The organism is Qipengyuania pelagi, assembly GCF_009827295.1.
GTDB lineage: Bacteria > Pseudomonadota > Alphaproteobacteria > Sphingomonadales > Sphingomonadaceae > Qipengyuania > Qipengyuania pelagi.
Genome location: NZ_WTYD01000002.1, coordinates 401931 through 419190 on the forward strand (window position 1 = coordinate 401931; position 17260 = coordinate 419190).

At 67.1% G+C, this 17260-nt stretch carries 13 protein-coding genes; 3 read left to right on the forward strand and 10 right to left on the reverse strand.

Features of this window, described 5'->3' with window-relative positions; translation table 11 throughout:
- Window positions 1-86 precede the first annotated feature (86 nt).
- Together GRI47_RS12790 and GRI47_RS12795 are read right to left on the reverse strand one after the other, a co-directional pair.
- Window positions 87-1286, reverse strand: a complete 1200-nt coding sequence (locus tag GRI47_RS12790; protein ID WP_160661740.1) for an ABC transporter permease — start codon at window positions 1284-1286, stop codon at window positions 87-89.
- Window positions 1283-2269, reverse strand: a complete 987-nt coding sequence (locus GRI47_RS12795; RefSeq protein WP_160661741.1) for an ABC transporter ATP-binding protein — start codon at window positions 2267-2269, stop codon at window positions 1283-1285. Before GRI47_RS12795 ends, GRI47_RS12790 begins: the two co-directional genes overlap by 4 nt.
- 44 nt (window positions 2270-2313) lie before the next feature.
- Between GRI47_RS12795 and queG the strand changes: the two genes are divergently transcribed.
- Window positions 2314-3366, forward strand: coding sequence for a tRNA epoxyqueuosine(34) reductase QueG (queG, locus tag GRI47_RS12800; RefSeq protein ID WP_160661887.1), 1053 nt, complete (start codon window positions 2314-2316; stop codon window positions 3364-3366).
- Here queG and GRI47_RS12805 read toward each other — a convergent pair.
- The 8 genes from GRI47_RS12805 to GRI47_RS12840 all read right to left on the reverse strand — a co-directional run bounded on the left by GRI47_RS12805 (window position 3350) and on the right by GRI47_RS12840 (window position 13169).
- A complete protein-coding gene (locus GRI47_RS12805; protein WP_160661742.1) occupies window positions 3350-4576 on the reverse strand; it encodes an NAD(P)/FAD-dependent oxidoreductase in 1227 nt (408 codons plus the stop codon). The genes queG and GRI47_RS12805 overlap by 17 nt on opposite strands.
- Before the next feature lie 43 nt (window positions 4577-4619).
- On the reverse strand, window positions 4620-9392 hold the full coding sequence (locus tag GRI47_RS12810; RefSeq protein ID WP_160661743.1) for an NAD-glutamate dehydrogenase: 4773 nt from the start codon (window positions 9390-9392) through the stop codon (window positions 4620-4622).
- A gap of 128 nt (window positions 9393-9520) precedes the next feature.
- Window positions 9521-10504: an LLM class flavin-dependent oxidoreductase gene (locus tag GRI47_RS12815; RefSeq protein WP_160661744.1), complete on the reverse strand. Its 984-nt coding sequence runs from the start codon at window positions 10502-10504 to the stop codon at window positions 9521-9523.
- On the reverse strand, window positions 10501-11382 hold the full coding sequence (locus GRI47_RS12820; RefSeq protein ID WP_160661745.1) for a tetratricopeptide repeat protein: 882 nt from the start codon (window positions 11380-11382) through the stop codon (window positions 10501-10503). The genes GRI47_RS12815 and GRI47_RS12820 overlap by 4 nt, the downstream gene beginning before the upstream one ends.
- Before the next feature lie 17 nt (window positions 11383-11399).
- Window positions 11400-12158 (reverse strand): alpha/beta fold hydrolase, encoded by a 759-nt coding sequence (locus tag GRI47_RS12825; RefSeq protein WP_419957003.1) that lies wholly within the window; start codon window positions 12156-12158, stop codon window positions 11400-11402.
- A 45-nt stretch (window positions 12159-12203) separates the two neighbouring features.
- Window positions 12204-12395: a helix-turn-helix domain-containing protein gene (locus GRI47_RS12830; RefSeq protein ID WP_160661747.1), complete on the reverse strand. Its 192-nt coding sequence runs from the start codon at window positions 12393-12395 to the stop codon at window positions 12204-12206.
- Window positions 12392-12982, reverse strand: a complete 591-nt coding sequence (locus tag GRI47_RS12835) for a hypothetical protein (protein ID WP_160661748.1) — start codon at window positions 12980-12982, stop codon at window positions 12392-12394. The genes GRI47_RS12830 and GRI47_RS12835 overlap by 4 nt, the downstream gene beginning before the upstream one ends.
- A 1-nt stretch (window position 12983) precedes the next feature.
- Window positions 12984-13169 carry a hypothetical protein gene (locus GRI47_RS12840; RefSeq protein ID WP_160661749.1) on the reverse strand — a complete coding sequence of 62 codons (186 nt, stop codon included), beginning with the start codon at window positions 13167-13169 and terminating at the stop codon, window positions 12984-12986.
- 177 nt (window positions 13170-13346) lie between these two features.
- Here GRI47_RS12840 and GRI47_RS12845 point away from each other — a divergent pair, with 177 nt between their 5' ends.
- The gene (locus tag GRI47_RS12845; RefSeq protein WP_160661750.1) at window positions 13347-15002 is read left to right on the forward strand and encodes an alkaline phosphatase D family protein; all 1656 of its coding nucleotides are present in this window, start codon (window positions 13347-13349) and stop codon (window positions 15000-15002) included.
- Between the two features lie 238 nt (window positions 15003-15240).
- Window positions 15241-17256 carry a threonine--tRNA ligase gene (gene thrS / locus GRI47_RS12850; protein ID WP_160661751.1) on the forward strand — a complete coding sequence of 672 codons (2016 nt, stop codon included), beginning with the start codon at window positions 15241-15243 and terminating at the stop codon, window positions 17254-17256.
- The last annotated feature ends 4 nt before the right edge of the window (window positions 17257-17260 follow it).

Consider the following 17260-nt stretch of genomic DNA (forward strand, 5'->3'; position numbering starts at 1 on the left):
TCGCGCATCTGAGGAACGCATCCTGCCGCAACTGACATCGGTGTCAACAGGGTTGCGATTGAAAACCCAACCCGGTCACAAAGCGGTCAGGCGGCAGGCGCGCGCTTCCTTTTTGGCTTGCGCCCAGCGGGCCCCGATTTCATCACTTTGCGCCGGAACAGGCGCGCGCCGATCCGCACGAAAATCGCGACCCACATGACCTGCCATACGAGCGCCAGCAGATGCGGCCACAAGGCCGCCGATTGCGCCGCGCGGCCTACCATCGCGTAAGGCGAGGAGAGCGGGAAGATACAGGCGAACAGCTCCATCGGCGATCCGATATCGGTCATCGCGAACGTGGCGAGGAAGAACACGGCGAGCTGCGCGATGGTGGCGGGCATGGACAGGGTCTGCACGTCGCGCACTGTCGCCGCCATCGAGCCAACGGTCAGGAAGATCGACCCGATCAACAGATAGGCGAGCGCGAAATAGACCACGAACAGCGCGACGAAGAGCGGCCAGCCGACTGCGGGTGCCACCAGCGCAGGGATCGCCGCCCCGCCGAGCAGGATCGCGACCCCAGCAATCGCGCCCCACACCGCCAGCCCCACGAAGCTGACGCCGAGCATGGCGAACAATTTGCCCACGAACACCGCATCCATGGGAATCGCGGCGGCAAGGATCTCGATGATCTTGTTGGCCTTCTCCTCGACGAGGTTGGACAGCACCATCCCGGCCAGCAGCATGGTCAGCAAGAACAGCAGGGTGATCCCGGCGGTGGCGGTCCCGGTCTGCGCGGTGCGCGCGCTGGCGACGCTGGTGCTGGTGGGATCGAGTGCGATTTCGGGATAGGTCGCGCTGTCGCCTTGCGCGCGCGCCGCCAACAGGGCGACGCGACCGCGCCAGCGTTCGATCTGGTCCGCTGTCCCGGTGAGGCGCGGGGCGGCGAGCGATCCGGTCAGAACCGCACCGAAATTGCGTGTCTTATCGGTCAGCAACGCGCGCGGATCGGGCGCATCTTCTGCCCGGACCGCTTCGACGATGGGCAGGTCGACCAGCGGGGACAGCTCGGCATAGGCGCGGCGCAGATCGGTGGTTTCCTGCGGTGACAGGATCACGGCCAGCCGGGGCGGTTCGGCGCTGCCCGCCGCCTTCGCGCCGAGCATTCCCGCGCCGAGGCTGATTCCTCCGAAGAAGACCGGCCCGAGCAGGAACAGCAGGAAGGCCTTGCTGAACAGGATCGCGCGCATGTCGCGCCGGGCGATCACCCAGGCGGCCTGCCAGAGCGAGAGGCGCGAGGCGGTCATGGCTGCACCTCGTCCTTCATCGCCTTCGCCGCCGCGGCGCCTGCGATTTCGACGAAGGCGTCATGCAGCCCCGCGCGTTCGATGGAAAGCGACAGCACCCCTGCCTCGCCTTCGATGAGGCGTTTCAGCAGCGCCTCGATCCCGCCCGCAGGCAGAGGGAAATACCAGAAATGGCTGCCATCTTTCCTGGGCCCGTCCTTCTTGGGATCGTGCCGCGCGTCAGCGGGCAGCGCGGTGCGCCATTCCCCCTCCGCACGGCGCGTTTCCAGCCGCACCTGCGCCGGAATCCGATCGCGCGCGGCGTCGACCGAGCCCGCATAGGGCACTTTGCCCCCCGCGATGATCGCGACATCGTCGCACAATCGCTCGGCATGGTGGATCACATGAGTCGAGAAGATCACGGTGACACCGTCAGAGGCGAGGGCGCGGATCATCGTTTCGAGCTTGCCCTGATTGATCGCGTCCAAGCCGCTGAACGGCTCGTCGAGCACCACGAGGCGGGGGCGGTGGACCAGCGTGCCGAGCAGCTGGACGGTCTGCGCCATGCCCTTCGACAATTGCCGGATCTGGCGCTCGACCGCGTGGCCGAGCCCGTGCGCCTCCATCAGGTCGCGTCCGCGCCTGCGCCCTTCGTCCAGCGGCAGGCCGCGCAAGGCGCCCATGAAGGCGATCGCCTCGTCGCATTTCATCGCCGGATAGAGGCCGCGCTCTTCGGGAAGATAGCCGATCAGGCGCGCGATATCGTGCGGGCGGTCATGGCCGAAGATGCGCCTGATGCCTTCGTCCGGCTCGATGATGCCGAGCAACATTCGCAGGGTCGTCGTCTTGCCCGCACCGTTCGGGCCGAGAATGCCGTAGATGGCGCCCTCGGGCACAGAGAGGTCGATCCCATCCACCGCCAGCGTATCATCGAAGCGCTTGACGAGGCCGCTTGCTTCGATCGCCAAAGTCTCGTGCCTGGGAGTTTGCGCTTGGGTTGCCATCCGGGTGCAGGTAACCGGCACGCGTGAACCGGAGCAACAGCAGATTGGTTAACGCCGCGTCTTTTCAGGAGGATCTGCGCGCCGAAGCAAGCGCGCTGGGCTTTGCCGCCTGCGGCTTCGCGAGCGCGGCGACCGATCCTTTGAATGGAGAGCGGCTGGAGGAGTGGCTGGGCGACGGGCGCCATGGCTCGATGGAATGGATGGAGGCGCGGAAGCACCAGCGCGCCTCCCCGCAAGGCCTCTGGCCCGACGCGCGCAGCGTGATCGCCCTCGGCATGAGCTATGCGCCCGATGGCGATCCGCTGGCTCTGGAGGGCGATGCCGAAGCCGCGCGCATCTCCGTCTATGCGCGGGGGCGCGACTATCACGACGTCGTTAAGAAGGCGCTGAAGGCGCTCGCCCGCTGGATGATCGCGCGCGAGCCGGAGAGCGAATTGAAGGTCTTCGTCGACACCGCGCCGGTGATGGAGAAACCGCTGGGGCAGGCGGCGGGGATCGGCTGGCAGGGCAAGCACACCAATCTGGTCAGCCGCGATCACGGCAGCTGGCTGTTTCTGGGCGCGATCTACACGACGCTCGATCTCGCGCCCGATCCATCGGGGCGCGACCTTTGCGGATCGTGCCGAAAATGTCAGGATGCCTGCCCGACCGACGCCTTTCCCGCGCCCTACCGCCTCGATGCGCGGCGTTGCATTTCCTATCTGACCATCGAGCACAAGGGCCCGGTGGCCGAAGAATTCCGCGCGGCGCTCGGCAACCGGATCTATGGCTGCGACGATTGCCTGGCGGTCTGTCCCTGGAACAAGTTCGCCGAGACTGCGCACCGCCCTCTCAAACTCGCCCCGCGCGAGGAGCTGGTGGCCCCGCGCCTCGCCCAGTTCCTCCAATTCGACGATGCGGGCTTCCGGCAATTCTTCTCCGGTTCCCCCATCAAGCGGATCGGGCGCGACCGGTTCGTGCGCAATTGCCTCTATGCGGCGGGAAACAGCGCCAATGCGGACTTGCTGGGGCAGGTCGAGCGCTTACGCGGCGATCCCGATCCGGTGGTGCGCGACGCGGCGGACTGGGCCGCCGCGCGGCTCAGAGCAGTTCCTTGAGCGGGACCGTATCGTCCGCCAGCAGCTCCGGTTCGATCTCGGCCCGCGCTTCGATCAGTTTCCTGCCCTGCACGTAATCCTTGACCCGATTGACGCAGTCGAGCGCGATCACCCGGCCTTCCTTCAGATAGACGACCGAGAAGCTGCGCGCTTCGGGATCGCCGCGCAGCACCGCCTCGTCATGGTCGAGCGAAAGGCCGACGGTCTGCAATTTGAGATCGTACTGGTTCGACCAGAACCATGGCACCGCTTCATAAGGCTGCTTGTCGCCCATGATCGCCTTCGCGGCGCAGGTCGCCATGTCGTGGGCGTTCTGCACCGATTCCAGGCGGATCACGGCATTGTCGGCGAACGGGTTTGCATGGGCCGCGCAGTCGCCGATGGCATAGATATCGTCCACGCTGGTGCGGCAATATGCGTCGACATCGACGCCGTTCGATCCCGCCGCGCCCGCGCCGATCAGCGGGCCGACCGAGGGGACGATGCCGATCCCGACCACCACGATATCGCAGGCGATCGCCTCGCCCTTGTCGGTGATGACGGCCGCGACTCGCCCGTCCTTGCCCTCGATCCGTTCGACCGCGGTTTCCAGCCGCAGATCGACGCCCTGGCTTCGGTGTTCCGCTGCGTAAAAGGCGCTCAACTCCTCGCCCGCGACGCGATTCAGGACGCGGCGCTGCGCCTCGAGAATCGTGACCTCGCAATCGAGCTTGCGCAGAACCGCCGCTGCTTCGAGGCCGATATAACCCCCACCGATCACCACGGCGCGGCGCGCGCCGATTTCGAGATCGGCGCGAATGGCATCGACGTCCATGCGGTGGCGCACCGAATGGATGCCCGCGAGGTCCGATCCGGGGCAGGACAGGCGGCGCGGATCGCCCCCGCCCGCCCAGATCAGCTTGCGGTATCCGATCCGGCGTCCGTCTCCTAGGACCACCTCGCGCGCCATCGCATCGACTTCGGACACGTTGACGCCCAGCTCGACCGCGACGCCCTTGTCCTCCCAGAAGGAGGGCGGGCGGATCAGGATGCGGTCCAGCGGCTTGTCGCCCGCGAGATATTCCTTCGAAAGCGGCGGGCGCTCGTAAGGCGGGGTGCGATCGCGGCTGAGCATGAGGATCGTGTCCTCGTGCCCCTGCTGGCGCAGCGCGATGGCGGCCTGCGCCCCGCCATGCCCCGAACCCACGATGACGATATCGGCTCTCTCCATGCGGGCGGGGATTGCCGTTTGCACGCGCGCGGTCAAGCCGTGCCTATCGTCCCAGAAGGTTGCGGGCCATGCTGGCGATCTGGGCGAGGGCGGCGGGCGCGACCGGAGTCTGGGCGTGGGCGCGGTTCACCATGGTGCGGAACTGCCGCACCGCGACCTGATTCTCGCCCGTCCATTTCTCGATCATCGCCGGCATATCGTCCTTGGCGCCTTTCCTGCGCGAGAGGCGGCGGAGGAAGTCGATCCGCATCTGCTGGAAATCGCGGGCGAGACCCGCGACCAGCAGCCGTTCCCACACATCCGACGGGTTCATCATCGCCGCCGTCGCCTGCGCCCAGTCGAGGCCGAGCGCCGCGCCCAGTTCGGTGAAGGCGCGCGTCAGCGAACAGGTCTCGATCTCCTGATCGCGGGCGAGCTTGGCGAGGCCGACCGCGCCGTCCATTTCGAACAGATGCGCGACGCGGGCCGCCAGCGGGGCGGGCGCGCCGATCGCGGCCATGTCGTCGATCAGCTTGTCGGATTGCTGGCGGGTTTCCTCGGCGAGGAGGTTCTCGGTCTCCTCGCTCAGGCGGTGGACGCCTGGGCTGAGTTCGTCGAGGACCGCGCCGAAATCGCCGCTGCCCACGCCCGCGCCGATCAGGTCGGCCATCTGGATGCGCAGGCCGCGCGCCGCTTGGTCGAACAGCCGCAGCCGCGCGCTTTCGGGCATCTCGGCCGCGTCGATTTCAGACCAGAGCGCCTCCATGTCGAACAATCGGGTCGCGACGACGAAGGCCGCCGCCACCTGGTCGAGCGTGGCGCCTTCCTCTTCGGCGAGTTCGAAGGGATGGACCATCCCCATGCGGTTCACGATCCGGTTGGCAAGCTTCGTCGCCACCAGTTCGCGCCGCAGCCGGTGGCCGAGGATTTCCTCGCGATACTTTTTCTGCATCGGCTCGGGAAAGGCGGCGAGCAGCATCGGCTCGAGCGCCTCGTCGTGCGAAAGCGGGCTCTTCTCGATCGCGTCCTGCAAGACGAGCTTGGTCGAGGAGAGGAGGACGGCCAATTCGGGCCGCGTCAGGCCCAGCCCCTCGCTCGCGCGGCGGCCAAGCGTCTCGTCGTCGGCAAGGCCTTCGGTGCGCCGGTCGAGATTGCCGCCCTCTTCCAGCTTCTCGATCAGGCGCAATTGCGCTTCGGCGGCGCGCGAACCACCGGTTTCGGCGATCGACAAAGCGAGCGCCTGCATCCGGTTGTCCTCGAGAACCAGCTCGGCGACCTCGTCGGTCATCTGTTCGAGCAGGGCGTTGCGCTTCGCTTCGGACAATTTGCCCGCCCGCCGCGCCGCGGCCAGCGCGATCTTGATATTGACCTCGTTGTCCGAACAATCGACGCCCGCCGAATTGTCGATGAAGTCGGTGTTGATGCGTCCGCCAGCCCCTTCATTTCCGGTGAGCGCGAATTCGATCCGCCCCGCCTGCGTCACGCCCAGATTGGCGCCTTCGCCGATGACCTTCGCGCGCACCTCGCCCGCATCCACGCGCACCGCATCGTTGGCGGGATCGCCGACCTGTACGTTGTTCTCGCGTTCGGCCTTGATGTAGGTCCCGATGCCGCCGAACCAGATGAGATCGACCTGCGCCTTGAGGATCGCGGAGATGACCGCGTCGGGCTCGTGCGTCGCTTCTTTGAGGCCCAGCGTCTTCTGCGCGGTCTTCGAAAGGGTTATGGTCTTCGCATCGCGCCGGAACACCCCGCCGCCGCGCGAAATCAGCTTGGCGTCGTAATCCTCCCAGCTCGAGCGCGGCAGGTCGAAGAGGCGCTGGCGCTCCTTGAAGCTGGCCTTGGGATCGGGATCGGGATCGATGAAGATGTGACGGTGGTCGAAGGCGGCGACCAGCTTGATCGCCTGCGACAGCAGCATCCCATTGCCGAACACGTCGCCCGACATATCGCCGCACCCGACCACCTCGATCGGTTCGCTCTGCACGTCGACGCCCATTTCGCGGAAATGCCGCTGGACCGAGACCCAGGCGCCCTTGGCGGTGATCCCCATCGCCTTGTGGTCGTACCCGTTGGAGCCGCCGCTGGCGAAGGCATCGTCGAGCCAGAAGTCGCGGCTCTGCGCGATGCCGTTGGCGACGTCAGAGAAGCGCGCCGTGCCCTTGTCCGCCGCGACCACGAAATAGGGATCGTCGCCATCGAGGATTTCGACCGCTTCGGGATGGACCACCGTCTCGTCGACGATATTGTCGGTGACCGACAGCAGCGTGCGGATGAAGACTTCGTAGCTGGCCTGGCCTTCCGCCGCCCAGCCATCGCGGTCGATCACAGGATCGGGCAATTGCTTGGGGTAGAAGCCGCCCTTGGCCCCCGTCGGCACGATGACCGCGTTCTTCACGCGCTGCGCCTTCATCAGGCCGAGGATCTCGGTGCGGAAATCGTCGCGCCGGTCGGACCAGCGCAGGCCGCCGCGCGCCACCGCCCCGCTGCGCAGGTGAATCCCCTCGACCCGACGCGAATAGACGAAGATCTCGCGCCAGGGGACCGGCTTGGGCAGGTTGGGGACGAGCTTGGAATCGATCTTGAACGCCAGCGCCTCCTGCGCGGCAGGCGCGAAGGCGTTGGTGCGAAGGATCGCATCGACCAGCGCGCGATAGAGGCGCAAAAGGCGGTCGTCATTGATCGCCTGCACCTTGCCCAGCCCGCGCTTGATCGCGGCTTCGGCAGCGGCGATCGCCTCTTCGCGCCCCGCACCGAATGCGGGATCGTGGCGCGCGGTGAACAGCGCGATCAGCGCGCGGGTGACGTCGGAGGCGCCGCTCAGCGCATCGACCACCGTATAGATCGTGAAGCCCATGCCGGTCTGGCGCAGATAGCGATAGAAGGCGCGCAGCCAGTTCGCCTCGCGCGCGGTCAGGCCGGTTTCGGCGACCAGGCGGTTGAAGCAGTCGTTCTCCGCCTCGCCGTTTAGGACAGCGGCGATCGCATCCTCGATCGTCTCGGCACGTTCGACCAGCGCATCCGCCTCGACCGCCGGATTGAGGCGGAGCGTGAAGTCGTGGATCGTCCCGAGCTTTCCCTCGTCGAGCGAGGTCGGCATTTCGGACTGGACGTGGAAGCCGAAATTCTCGAGCGCCGGGACCGCGTCCGACAGGGGCAGGCTGCCTTCGGCCTGATACAGTTTGAGGCGCAGCGCGTGGGCCGTGCCGCTGGGATCGCGATAGAGGCGGGCGCCGCGCTGGCGGCCATGCTCGTCCCCGCCCTGTTCGCCGAGCGCGTGATGGCCCAGCCCGCGCAGGCGCAGGATGTCGAGCGCGGCTTCCTGGGCGCCGAAGCGGCCGCGATAGGGAGTCGGAAAGGCTTCGGCGAAGCGCAGGGCGATCGCGGCGGCGCGACTGCCCTCGAGGTGCGTGGCGAGTTCGGTCTCGACCGCCTCGGTCCAGCCGCGCAGCATCGTCTGCAACTGATCGTCGAGCGCCTTGGCGTCGAAATTCGCCGCGCCATCGCGAATGTCGAGCACGAAGCGCAGCATGGCGAGGTTGCCGCCCTCGACCTCAAGGCTCCAGTCGAGCATCCGGGCCTCGGCGCCGGTTTCCAGCAAGGCCTGGATTTCGAGGCGAACCTGCGTCGCCAGCATGTCGCGTGGCAACCAGACGAAGGCGAAGAGATGGCGCGACAAAGGCGCTTCGACCAGAGCGAGGCGGGGGCGCGGGCGATCGACCAGCGCCATCATATTGGTGGCGATGCGCTCCACATCCTTTTCGGCGAACCCGACGAGGAGGTCGTGTGGCAGCGCGGTGAGGGCATGGACCAGCGCCTTGCCGGCATGGCCCCCGTAATCGAAATCGAGCCGTTCCGCGATCGAGGCGAGCAGGTCCTTGAGGCGCGGCACCGAGCGCGGCGGTGCGGCCAAGGCTGCGCTGGTCCAGACCCCCGCATGGATCGAGAGCGCGGCGACCTTTTTGCCCGCCTTGCCCGCTTCCCAGCGCGGGACGATGAACAGGTCGAGCGGCACGCGGCGATGGACGTTGGCGACGCGGTTCGCCTTGATGATCAGCGGGACGCGGGTGTTCTGCTTGTCCTCGAACCAGGCGAAGGCGCGTTCGTAGGAATTTTCCGCCAGCAGCTCGCGCGCGCTCTTGCGGCAGATGCCGAGCGCGTCCTCGACGTCGCCGCCGCGGGTGCGAACCATGTGGCCGAGCTGGGTGAGCATCCCTTCGTTGAGCCAGCGCAGCACCTCCGCGCCCTGTTCGCCTTCCGGGCCCTCGCTCTCGATCGCATCCGCATCGGCGCGCATGGCGGCCTGCAATTTCGGCCAGTCCTGCACCGCGGCGCGCACGTCGCCCAGCGTTTCCTTGAGGCTCGCGAGCAATTCGCGGCGCTGGCGGGCATCGACGCGCGAGGTCTCGATATAGATCATCGATTCGTAGAAGGCGTCGTCGGGATCGCTATCGAGAATGGTTTCGAGGCGGCGATCCTGCGCGCGCTCCACGGGCACGACGGGGTGGACCAGCCGGTCGATCGAAAGCCCGGCGGCGGCGATGGCGGCGGCGGTGGAATCGACGAGGAAGGGCATGTCGTCATTGACGATGGCGATGCGCATGAAGCGCCGCTCCTCGCTCAGGGATTCGAGCGCGATCGCGGAGCGGTTCATTTCGCGCGCGGCCCCTGCTTCGAGAACGAATCGCGCGGCCTCGTGCAGGCGGTCCTTGTCCATGGGGTCATCGCCCGGAAGCAGCGAATCGCGCATCCGGCCTGCCAGTCTATCGACCAGCTTGGAATCGATGGCGGGCGCCTGCCCGTCGGTTTGTTGCGGGGCGGCTTGCTTGGAACCCATAGAACCTCTCGGCGGGCGGGCCGAAAACGGCTGCCCGATCTCTCCTGACGCGCTCTCTCCAGCGCGGGTTTACGTAGCGGCCCCTAGGCCTCTCCGAACCGCGCCGCAAGCGTGTCCGACATAGAGAGTCAGGCGGTCAGCGCGCCCATTGCGAGCGCGAGTGAGTGGGTGCGCGCCTCGGGGTCAAAGGTCGCCCCGCCGAAGACGACCTCGTCGGCGCCGGTGCGCGCGATGAAGGCGTTGACCTGGCTCGCAACCTCGTCCGGCGTGCCGATCGCGCTCGCCTGGCCGACATGGTCGACGATGGCGCGGGCGCGCGGGTCGAGCGAGGCGCGATAGTCGGGCAAAGGCGGGGGCAGCTTGCCGGGCTTGCCCGTGCGCAGGCGGACGAAGGATTGCAGCTGCGAACTGGCGAGCATTTCGGCTTCCGCCGTGCTATCGGCGCAGAACAGGTTCATCGCCACCATGACGTGCGGTTTGTCGAGCGCCTCGCTGGGTTCAAAGGTGCGCCGGTATATTTCCAGCGCGCCGTCGAGATGGTCGGGCGCGAAATGGCTGGCAAAGGCGTAAGGCAGGCCGAGCCGCGCGGCGAGCTGCGCGCCGAACAGGCTCGATCCCAGCATCCACATCTCGACATCGGAACCATGGCCGGGCGTGGCGCGGATCGCGGTCTCGTCCTCGGCACTCAGGAAGGCGCGCAGTTCGACCACGTCATGCGGGAACATCTCGGCGGCGCGGTGCAGATCCTTGCGCAGGGCACGCTGCAATTCCGGCCCTGCGCCCGGCGCCCTGCCGAGGCCGAGATCGACCCGGCCGGGAAACAGCGCGGCGAGCGTGCCGAACTGTTCGGCGATCTGGAAGGGCGTGTGGTTGGGCAGCATGATCCCGCCCGATCCGATGCGGATCGTGCTGGTGGCATTCGCGATATGCGCGAGCACGACCGAGGTTGCACCGCCCGCGATCCCGTCCATCGCGTGGTGCTCGGCCACCCAGAACCGCTTGCACCCCGCCTGTTCGGCGGCGACCGCCAGCTTGGTAGCGGCGGCGAGAGCGTCCGAAACCGTGCCGCCTTCGCGCACGGGGACAAGATCGAGAACGGAATAATCGGTCATCGCCCGCTCGGCCCCTCCTGCTGCGCGCCCCCGTCGAGCCGGGTCAGATAGGTGCGGGCGCGCCCAGCCTCGACGCTGTCGGGCGCCACTTCGATCACGGAGGCGAAGCTGGCGCGCGCCTGGTCTTCGCGGCCTGCCATGGCGGCGATGACGCCGGCTTCCAGCCCGATCGCGGGATCGCGCGGGGCGAGCGTGGCGGCGTATTCGATATGGCGTTGCGCCTCGCCCAAGCGTTCCAGCCGCCGCGCCAGAGTGGCCGACAACAGCCAGGCTTGCGCGTTCGAGGGATCGGCGTCGCGCGCCGCGGCGAGCGCGGCAACGGCATCCGGCGCCCGGCCCGCGGCGACCAAAGCGCGGGCGAGATCGGTGTTGAGTCCGGCGGTCAGCGCGGGATCGGCGGCGCTGTCCGCATCCATGATTGCGCGTTCGAAGGCGGGTACGGCCAGATCGGCCTGGCCCTGTGCCAGCGCGGCATGGCCGCTCATGCCCGACAGTCGGGCGCGATAGGCGGGATTGGTAGCGGGTGCCGCCTCGCGTGCATTATCGAAGGCCTCGCGCGCATCGGCGAAACGGTCCTGCCTGACAAGCGACAGACCGAGGCAATGCAGGGCGAGCGCGCGGTCTTCGGGCGTGGCGGTTTCCAGCCACGCACGGGCGAACGCCTCGCCCGTTTCCGCGTCCTGCGCCGCGCTGGCGAGGCATTCCGAAAGGCGCGAGGGCGCGGCGGCGTTCTGCGCTGCGACGCTTGCCGTCGCCTGTCGCTCGCGCTCGGCGGTCTGGCGGCGTTGTTCGGCGACTTCGGGCGGGGTGATCGGCTCCGAGACGTTCGGATTGGGTCCGACCTGGGCCAGCATGAGCGAGAGGATGGATGTGATCATCGGGGCGGGTCCGATCGTCAGGAAGGGGAAGGCGCGGCGAGATCGCCGATGACGCGCAGCAGCAGGGCGATATCCTGCGGGCGCGAGAGGCGGTGGTCGCCATCCTTAACCAGCGTCACCTGTATGTCGTCCGAACGCAATCTGTCGGCGAGGCGCAGGGCGATCTCCCACGGCACGTCGGCATCGCGCTGGCCGTGGATCAGGCGCGCGGGGCTATCGAGCGCGATGGCACCATCGAGGCGGCACAAGGCCTGCGCGTCGCGATAGAAGCCGGGATGGGTCGGCGTCGGGTCGGGGCCGTAGGGATTGTCCTCGAACACGGTCTCGCCGCGCTCGAGTTGTGCCTTCTGGTCGGCGTCCAATCCCCATTCGGTGAAATCCGGCGCGGCGGCGATCCCGACGAGGCCTGCGATCCGATCCCCCAGCGCCTCGGCCATCAGCAGCATCAGCCAGCCGCCCATCGACGATCCGATGAGGATCACATCGCCCGCGATCCGATCCTCGACCAGCGCCACCACCTCGTCGCGCCAGCGGGACAAGGTTCCGTCCGCGAACGCGCCGTCACTCTGGCCGCAGCCGGAATAATCGAGCAGCAGGCATTCGCGCCCCGTCTCGCGCGCCCAGTCGATCAGCGCAGTCGCCTTGCTGCCCGCCATGTCGGACATATAGCCGGGCAGAAACACCAGGGCCGGGCCGTTTCCGGGAATGTGCCGATAGGCGATGCGCCGTCCCTGGGGTCCGTCGAAATACTCGGTCAATACGCTCATCCCGTCCATCTCGGGACGAGGGCGAGGCAATGCAAGCGCCCGGCCCGCCCGCGATCACTCCCGCAGAAAGATGTCCTCGATCGCGAGGCCGAAAATATCGGCGATGCGGAAGGCGAGCGGGAGCGAGGGGTCGTAGCGGCCCGTCTCGATCGCGTTGACGCTCTGGCGGCTGACCTCCAGCCGCTCGGCAAGGTCCTGCTGGCTCCAGTCGCGTTCGGCGCGCAGCACCTTGAGGCGGTTCTTCACCGGACCTCTCCCCACGAACCATAGGCGATCTTGTTGGCGAACGCGCCGAGGCCCAGCCCGAAGCACCAGATGGTCGGCCACCAGAAGGCGGCGACATGGGGCACGAAGCCGTAGGTTTCGAGAAATCCCCATACCGCCGCGCAGGTCAGCGCGATGCCGGTGCCGATCAGGCCCTGGCGGATATGGAGCAGGCGCATGAATTCGTCCTTCTCCTCGACGATCAGCGCGCCGAACACCCACACCACGCCCGCGAAGGCGAGGCCGGGCAGCACGGCGAGGATGACGGCCGGAGCCCCCGTCAGGCCGTGATCCTCGATGAGGATCTCGGCGGCGAAGAGGCTGACGAGGTAAAAGGCCATCAGACCCCCGATGCGCAGAAAATAGCGTTGCGAGGCGGCGGGCTTGGTCGACCCGGCGCGCGCGCCCGCGAACAAAGCGAGCGCGATCAGCGAGACCGGAAGGATCGCGAGGATCCAGGCCGTCTCGCGCTCGATCGCGGATGTTTCGGCGAGCATCAGGATAGAAAGGGCCGACAGGAGCGCCGAGATCGCGAAGCCGATCCGCACCGGCTTTGACCGGGTGGCCATGTCAGCGCTCGGCTTTGACGGCGCGCCCGCAAACGCGCGACCGGCCCAGCCATGCCTGCGGGAACAGCGCCAGGAGCGCGAGCGGTGCGAACTGCGCCAGTCTCTCCGGCACGACATCCACGATGGCGAGGAGGGCGATTCCGATCATCGCGGCGGCGAGCAAAAGGGCGGAGCGTGTGGTCGTCATGGCAAGGGTCCTTTTCTGTGTGTCAATGACGCTTTACGTCCGACTGTAGTTATTGTCAAGCTCACTTTCCATAATGGCGCGTTCCCTTGTCGTGGCGCGTATCTGCGTCTCGGCGCGCATCGGTCTTGATCCTGTCACGAAGCGGGTCCACGCCCCGCCATCGAGGAGATCGCCACTATGTTCCCGACCGAACCGCCCGCCGCCGCCCTGCTTCCCGCGCTCGACCGTCGCCATGTCCTGAAAGGGGGCATTCTGGCGGCAGGCGCGCTGTCGGCACCGCTTTCCGCCCAGCTGAGCGCCCAGCGCGGTTTCACCCATGGCGTCGCCAGTGGCGAGCCGGGGGCGGACGGTGTCCTGCTGTGGACGCGCTTCGTCGCGGGTCAGGATACGCAGCTGGACTGGCGGGTGATGGAGGCGGACGCGAATCGCCGCGTGGTCGCCGAAGGGCGCGCTACCGCCTCCCCGACCAGCGATTTCTGCTGCAAGGCGCAGGTTACCGGGCTCGATCCGGGCAAGTGGTATTATTACCGCTTCACCGCGCCCGACGGGACGCAGTCCGACGAAGGCCGCACGCGGACTCTGCCCGTGGGGCCGACATCGCGCTTCCGCATGGCGGTGTTCTCGTGTTCGAACATGGGCTTCGGCTGGTTCAACGCCTATGCCCATGCGGCGGAATCGAACCAGTTCGACTGCGCGCTGCATCTGGGCGATTATTTCTACGAATACGGGCCGGGGACCTACGACAATCCCGATTTCGCCATGCGCCAGCCCGATCCGCCACGCGAGATCGTGGCGCTGGCCGATTACCGGATGCGCTATGCCCAGTATCGCAGCGATCGCGATCTCCAGCGGCTGCATCAGGTCTATCCGATGATTTCGGGCTGGGACGACCACGAAAGCGCGAATGACAGCTGGAAGGGTGGGGCGCAAAACCACCAGCCGGAAACCGAAGGGCCGTGGAGCGTCCGCAAGGCAGCGGCGATGCGCGCCTATCGCGAATGGATGCCGGTGTCGGACGCGCCCTGGGCGGCCTACGAGATCGGCGATCTCGCCACGCTGTTCCGCCTGGAAACCCGGCTGGAGGCGCGTTCCGAACAGTTCGATTACGCCTCGATCCTGTCAGGCAAGGTAACACCCGAAAGCGCGTCGGCGGCGCTCGTGGCGTTCCGCGGCGGTGTCTATAATGATCCCGCGCGCGAAATGCTCGGCGCGCGGCAACAGGCCTGGCTTGCCGAAGGGCTGATGCGCTCGGCGCGGGCGGGCAAGCCGTGGCAGGTCCTCGTCCAGCAGGTGCTGATGGGCAAGCTCGCCACCGCGCCGCGCCTTGCCGAAAACCTCCCGTCCGACATGGCCGAGCGCACGCGCCGCTATGTCGAGGCGGGCGCAATGGCCTCGCGCAACGAATTGCCGCTCAACCTCGACGCGTGGGACGGCTATCCCGCCGCGCGCGAGCGGGTGCTGCGCGCCGCGCTCGAAGCGGATGCCAACCTGGTCAGCCTGGCGGGCGATACCCATAACGCCTGGGCCTTCGATCTTACGCAGGACGGGGCGCAGGTGGGCGTCGAATTCGGCGGCCAGTCGGTCACCTCGCCGGGGCTTGAGAACTACGTAACTTACGTGCCGACAGCCGAGTTGGAGCGCGAGACCGTACGCTTCAATCCCGAGCTGCAATGGATGGACGCGTCGCATCGCGGCTACATGGCGGTGGAACTGACGCCGGGCAGCGCGACCAGCGAATATCGCCTGATGGGCGCGAAGCGGAGAGGGACCACGCTGGCTGGAACCAAGCGGATCACCGCGCTGGCGGGGCAGAAGCGGCTCGAGGCGGTGTGACACCGGCTTGAGCAAACGGCCTGCAGCCGCTATCTGCCGCGCATGACGAATGCTCGCACCTCTATTTCGACTACCACCGCGCCGGGGTGCGCGCGCGCAGGCTGACGCCTCGCCCGCTTCCCGGCCCACGGTCCCGGTCGGGTGGTGCGGCGTCCTTCCCGATCCTACTCCACGATACGCCGCGGCTTGACCGGGCGCGCCGCTGTGCCATGGCCCCCGGCAGCGAGGGAATGTGACGATGACGGAATTGCTTAAGATCAGCCTGCCCGATGGGTCCGTGCGCGAGATGGAGGCCGGATCGACCCCGGCCGATGTCGCCGCCGCGATCGGCCCCGGCCTTGCCAAGGCGGCGATCGCGGCGCGCGTGGATGGTGAGCTGCGCGACATCAACCGCCCCTTCGACGGCGATGCCGAGCTGGCGCTGGTGACGGCGCGCGACGAGGAAGACGCGCTCGAACTCGCGCGCCACGATTACGCGCATGTCCTCGCCGAAGCGGTCCAGTCGCTTTATCCCGGCACGCAGATCACCTTCGGCCCTTCGACCGACGATGGCTTCTATTACGACGTCAAGGCGCCGGAAAATCGCGACCCGTTCTCGATGGACGACCTTCCCGCGATCGAGGAGGAGATGCGCCGCATCATCAAGGCCGACAAGCCGCTGAAGCGCGAGGTCTGGAGCCGCGAGCAGCTGATTGAAAAGTGGGAGAGCGAGGGCGAGGTCTTCAAGGCCGAATGGGCGAAGGAATTGCCCGAGAACGAGGAGCTGACGGTTTACTGGTCGGGTGAGGACTGGCTCGATATGTGCCGCGGCCCCCACCTCGCCTCGACCGGCAAGCTCGACCCCGACGCTTTCAAGCTGATGCGCGTCGCGGGCGCATATTGGCGCGGTGACCAGAAGAATGCGCAATTGACGCGCATCTACGGCACCGGCTGGCTCAACAAGAAGCAGCTGAACGCGCATCTCACGCGGCTGGAGGAAGCCGCCAAGCGCGACCACCGCAAATTGGGCCGCGAGATGGACCTGTTCCATTTGCAGGAAGAGGCGCACGGATCGGTCTTCTGGCATCCCAAGGGCTATCGCATCTGGCGCGAGCTCGAAGCCTATATGCGCCGCAGGATGGACAATGGCGGCTATCGCGAGATCAAGACGCCGCAATTGATGGATGTGCGCCAGTGGGAGCAATCCGGCCACTGGGGCAAATATGCCGAGAACATGTTCGCGGTGCCCGACATGGTGCCCGAAGTCGACGATAGCGGCGCCGGATCGCATCCCTCGGTGGCGAAGGACGCCGACTGGATGGCGATCAAGCCGATGAACTGCCCGGCGCATGTCCTCGTGTTCAAGCAGGGCATCACCAGCTATCGCGACCTGCCGATCCGGCTGGGCGAAATGGGCTGCTGCCACCGCAACGAACCGCATGGCGCTCTCCACGGCCTGATGCGCGTGCGCCAGTTCACGCAGGACGACGCGCATATCTTCTGCACCGAGGAGCAGGTGGTGGAGGAAGTGCGCAAGTTCTGCGCGCTGGCCGATGCGGTCTACAAGGATTTCGGCTTCAGCTATCAAGTCAAACTCGCGCTGCGCCCCGAAAAGCGGTTCGGCAGCGAGGCCGATTGGGACAAGGCCGAACAGGAATTGCGCGACGCCGTGGCCGAAGCGGGCATGGCGAACGCGGAGTACGGCTGGGAGGAATTGCCCGGCGAAGGCGCGTTCTATGCCCCCAAGCTGGAATGGCACCTGACCGATGCGATCGGGCGGACCTGGCAGGTCGGCACGATCCAGGGCGACCGCGTGCTGCCCGACCGGCTCGATGCGAGCTATGTCGGCGAGGATGGCGAGAAGCATCGCCCCGTCATGCTCCACCGCGCCATCTTCGGGTCGTATGAACGCTTCATCGGCATCCTGATCGAGCATTTCGCCGGGCGCCTCCCCGTCTGGCTCGCCCCGGTCCAGGCCGTGGTCGCGACCATCGTTTCGGATGCGGACGACTATGCGAAGGAGGTCGTGGCCAAGCTGGAAGCGGCGGGCATCCGCGTCGAAAGCGACCTGCGCAACGAGAAGATCAACTACAAGGTTCGCGAACATTCGCACGCCAAGGTCCCGCATCTCCTCGTCGTCGGCAATCGCGAGGCGGAGGAAGGCACTGTCGCCGTCCGCACTCTGGGCGAACAGCAGCAGAAGGTGATGCCCCTCGACGAAGCGATCGCCATGCTGAAGGACGCCGCGACTCCGCCGGATCTGAAACAGGGCTAGGCCT

Excerpts from the sequence above, each read along its gene's own strand:
- GRI47_RS12790 (WP_160661740.1), bottom strand. The coding sequence starts at position 1,286 with ATGACCGCCTCGCGCCTCTCGCTCTGGCAGGCCGCCTGGGTGATCGCC.
- GRI47_RS12795 (WP_160661741.1), bottom strand. The coding sequence starts at position 2,269 with ATGGCAACCCAAGCGCAAACTCCCAGGCACGAGACTTTGGCGATCGAA.
- GRI47_RS12805 (WP_160661742.1), bottom strand. The coding sequence starts at position 4,576 with ATGGAGAGAGCCGATATCGTCATCGTGGGTTCGGGGCATGGCGGGGCG.
- GRI47_RS12810 (WP_160661743.1), bottom strand. The coding sequence starts at position 9,392 with ATGGGTTCCAAGCAAGCCGCCCCGCAACAAACCGACGGGCAGGCGCCC.
- GRI47_RS12815 (WP_160661744.1), bottom strand. The coding sequence starts at position 10,504 with ATGACCGATTATTCCGTTCTCGATCTTGTCCCCGTGCGCGAAGGCGGC.
- GRI47_RS12820 (WP_160661745.1), bottom strand. The coding sequence starts at position 11,382 with ATGATCACATCCATCCTCTCGCTCATGCTGGCCCAGGTCGGACCCAAT.
- GRI47_RS12825 (WP_419957003.1), bottom strand. The coding sequence starts at position 12,158 with ATGGACGGGATGAGCGTATTGACCGAGTATTTCGACGGACCCCAGGGA.
- GRI47_RS12835 (WP_160661748.1), bottom strand. The coding sequence starts at position 12,982 with ATGGCCACCCGGTCAAAGCCGGTGCGGATCGGCTTCGCGATCTCGGCG.
- GRI47_RS12840 (WP_160661749.1), bottom strand. The coding sequence starts at position 13,169 with ATGACGACCACACGCTCCGCCCTTTTGCTCGCCGCCGCGATGATCGGA.
- GRI47_RS12845 (WP_160661750.1), top strand. The coding sequence starts at position 13,347 with ATGTTCCCGACCGAACCGCCCGCCGCCGCCCTGCTTCCCGCGCTCGAC.
- thrS (WP_160661751.1), top strand. The coding sequence starts at position 15,241 with ATGACGGAATTGCTTAAGATCAGCCTGCCCGATGGGTCCGTGCGCGAG.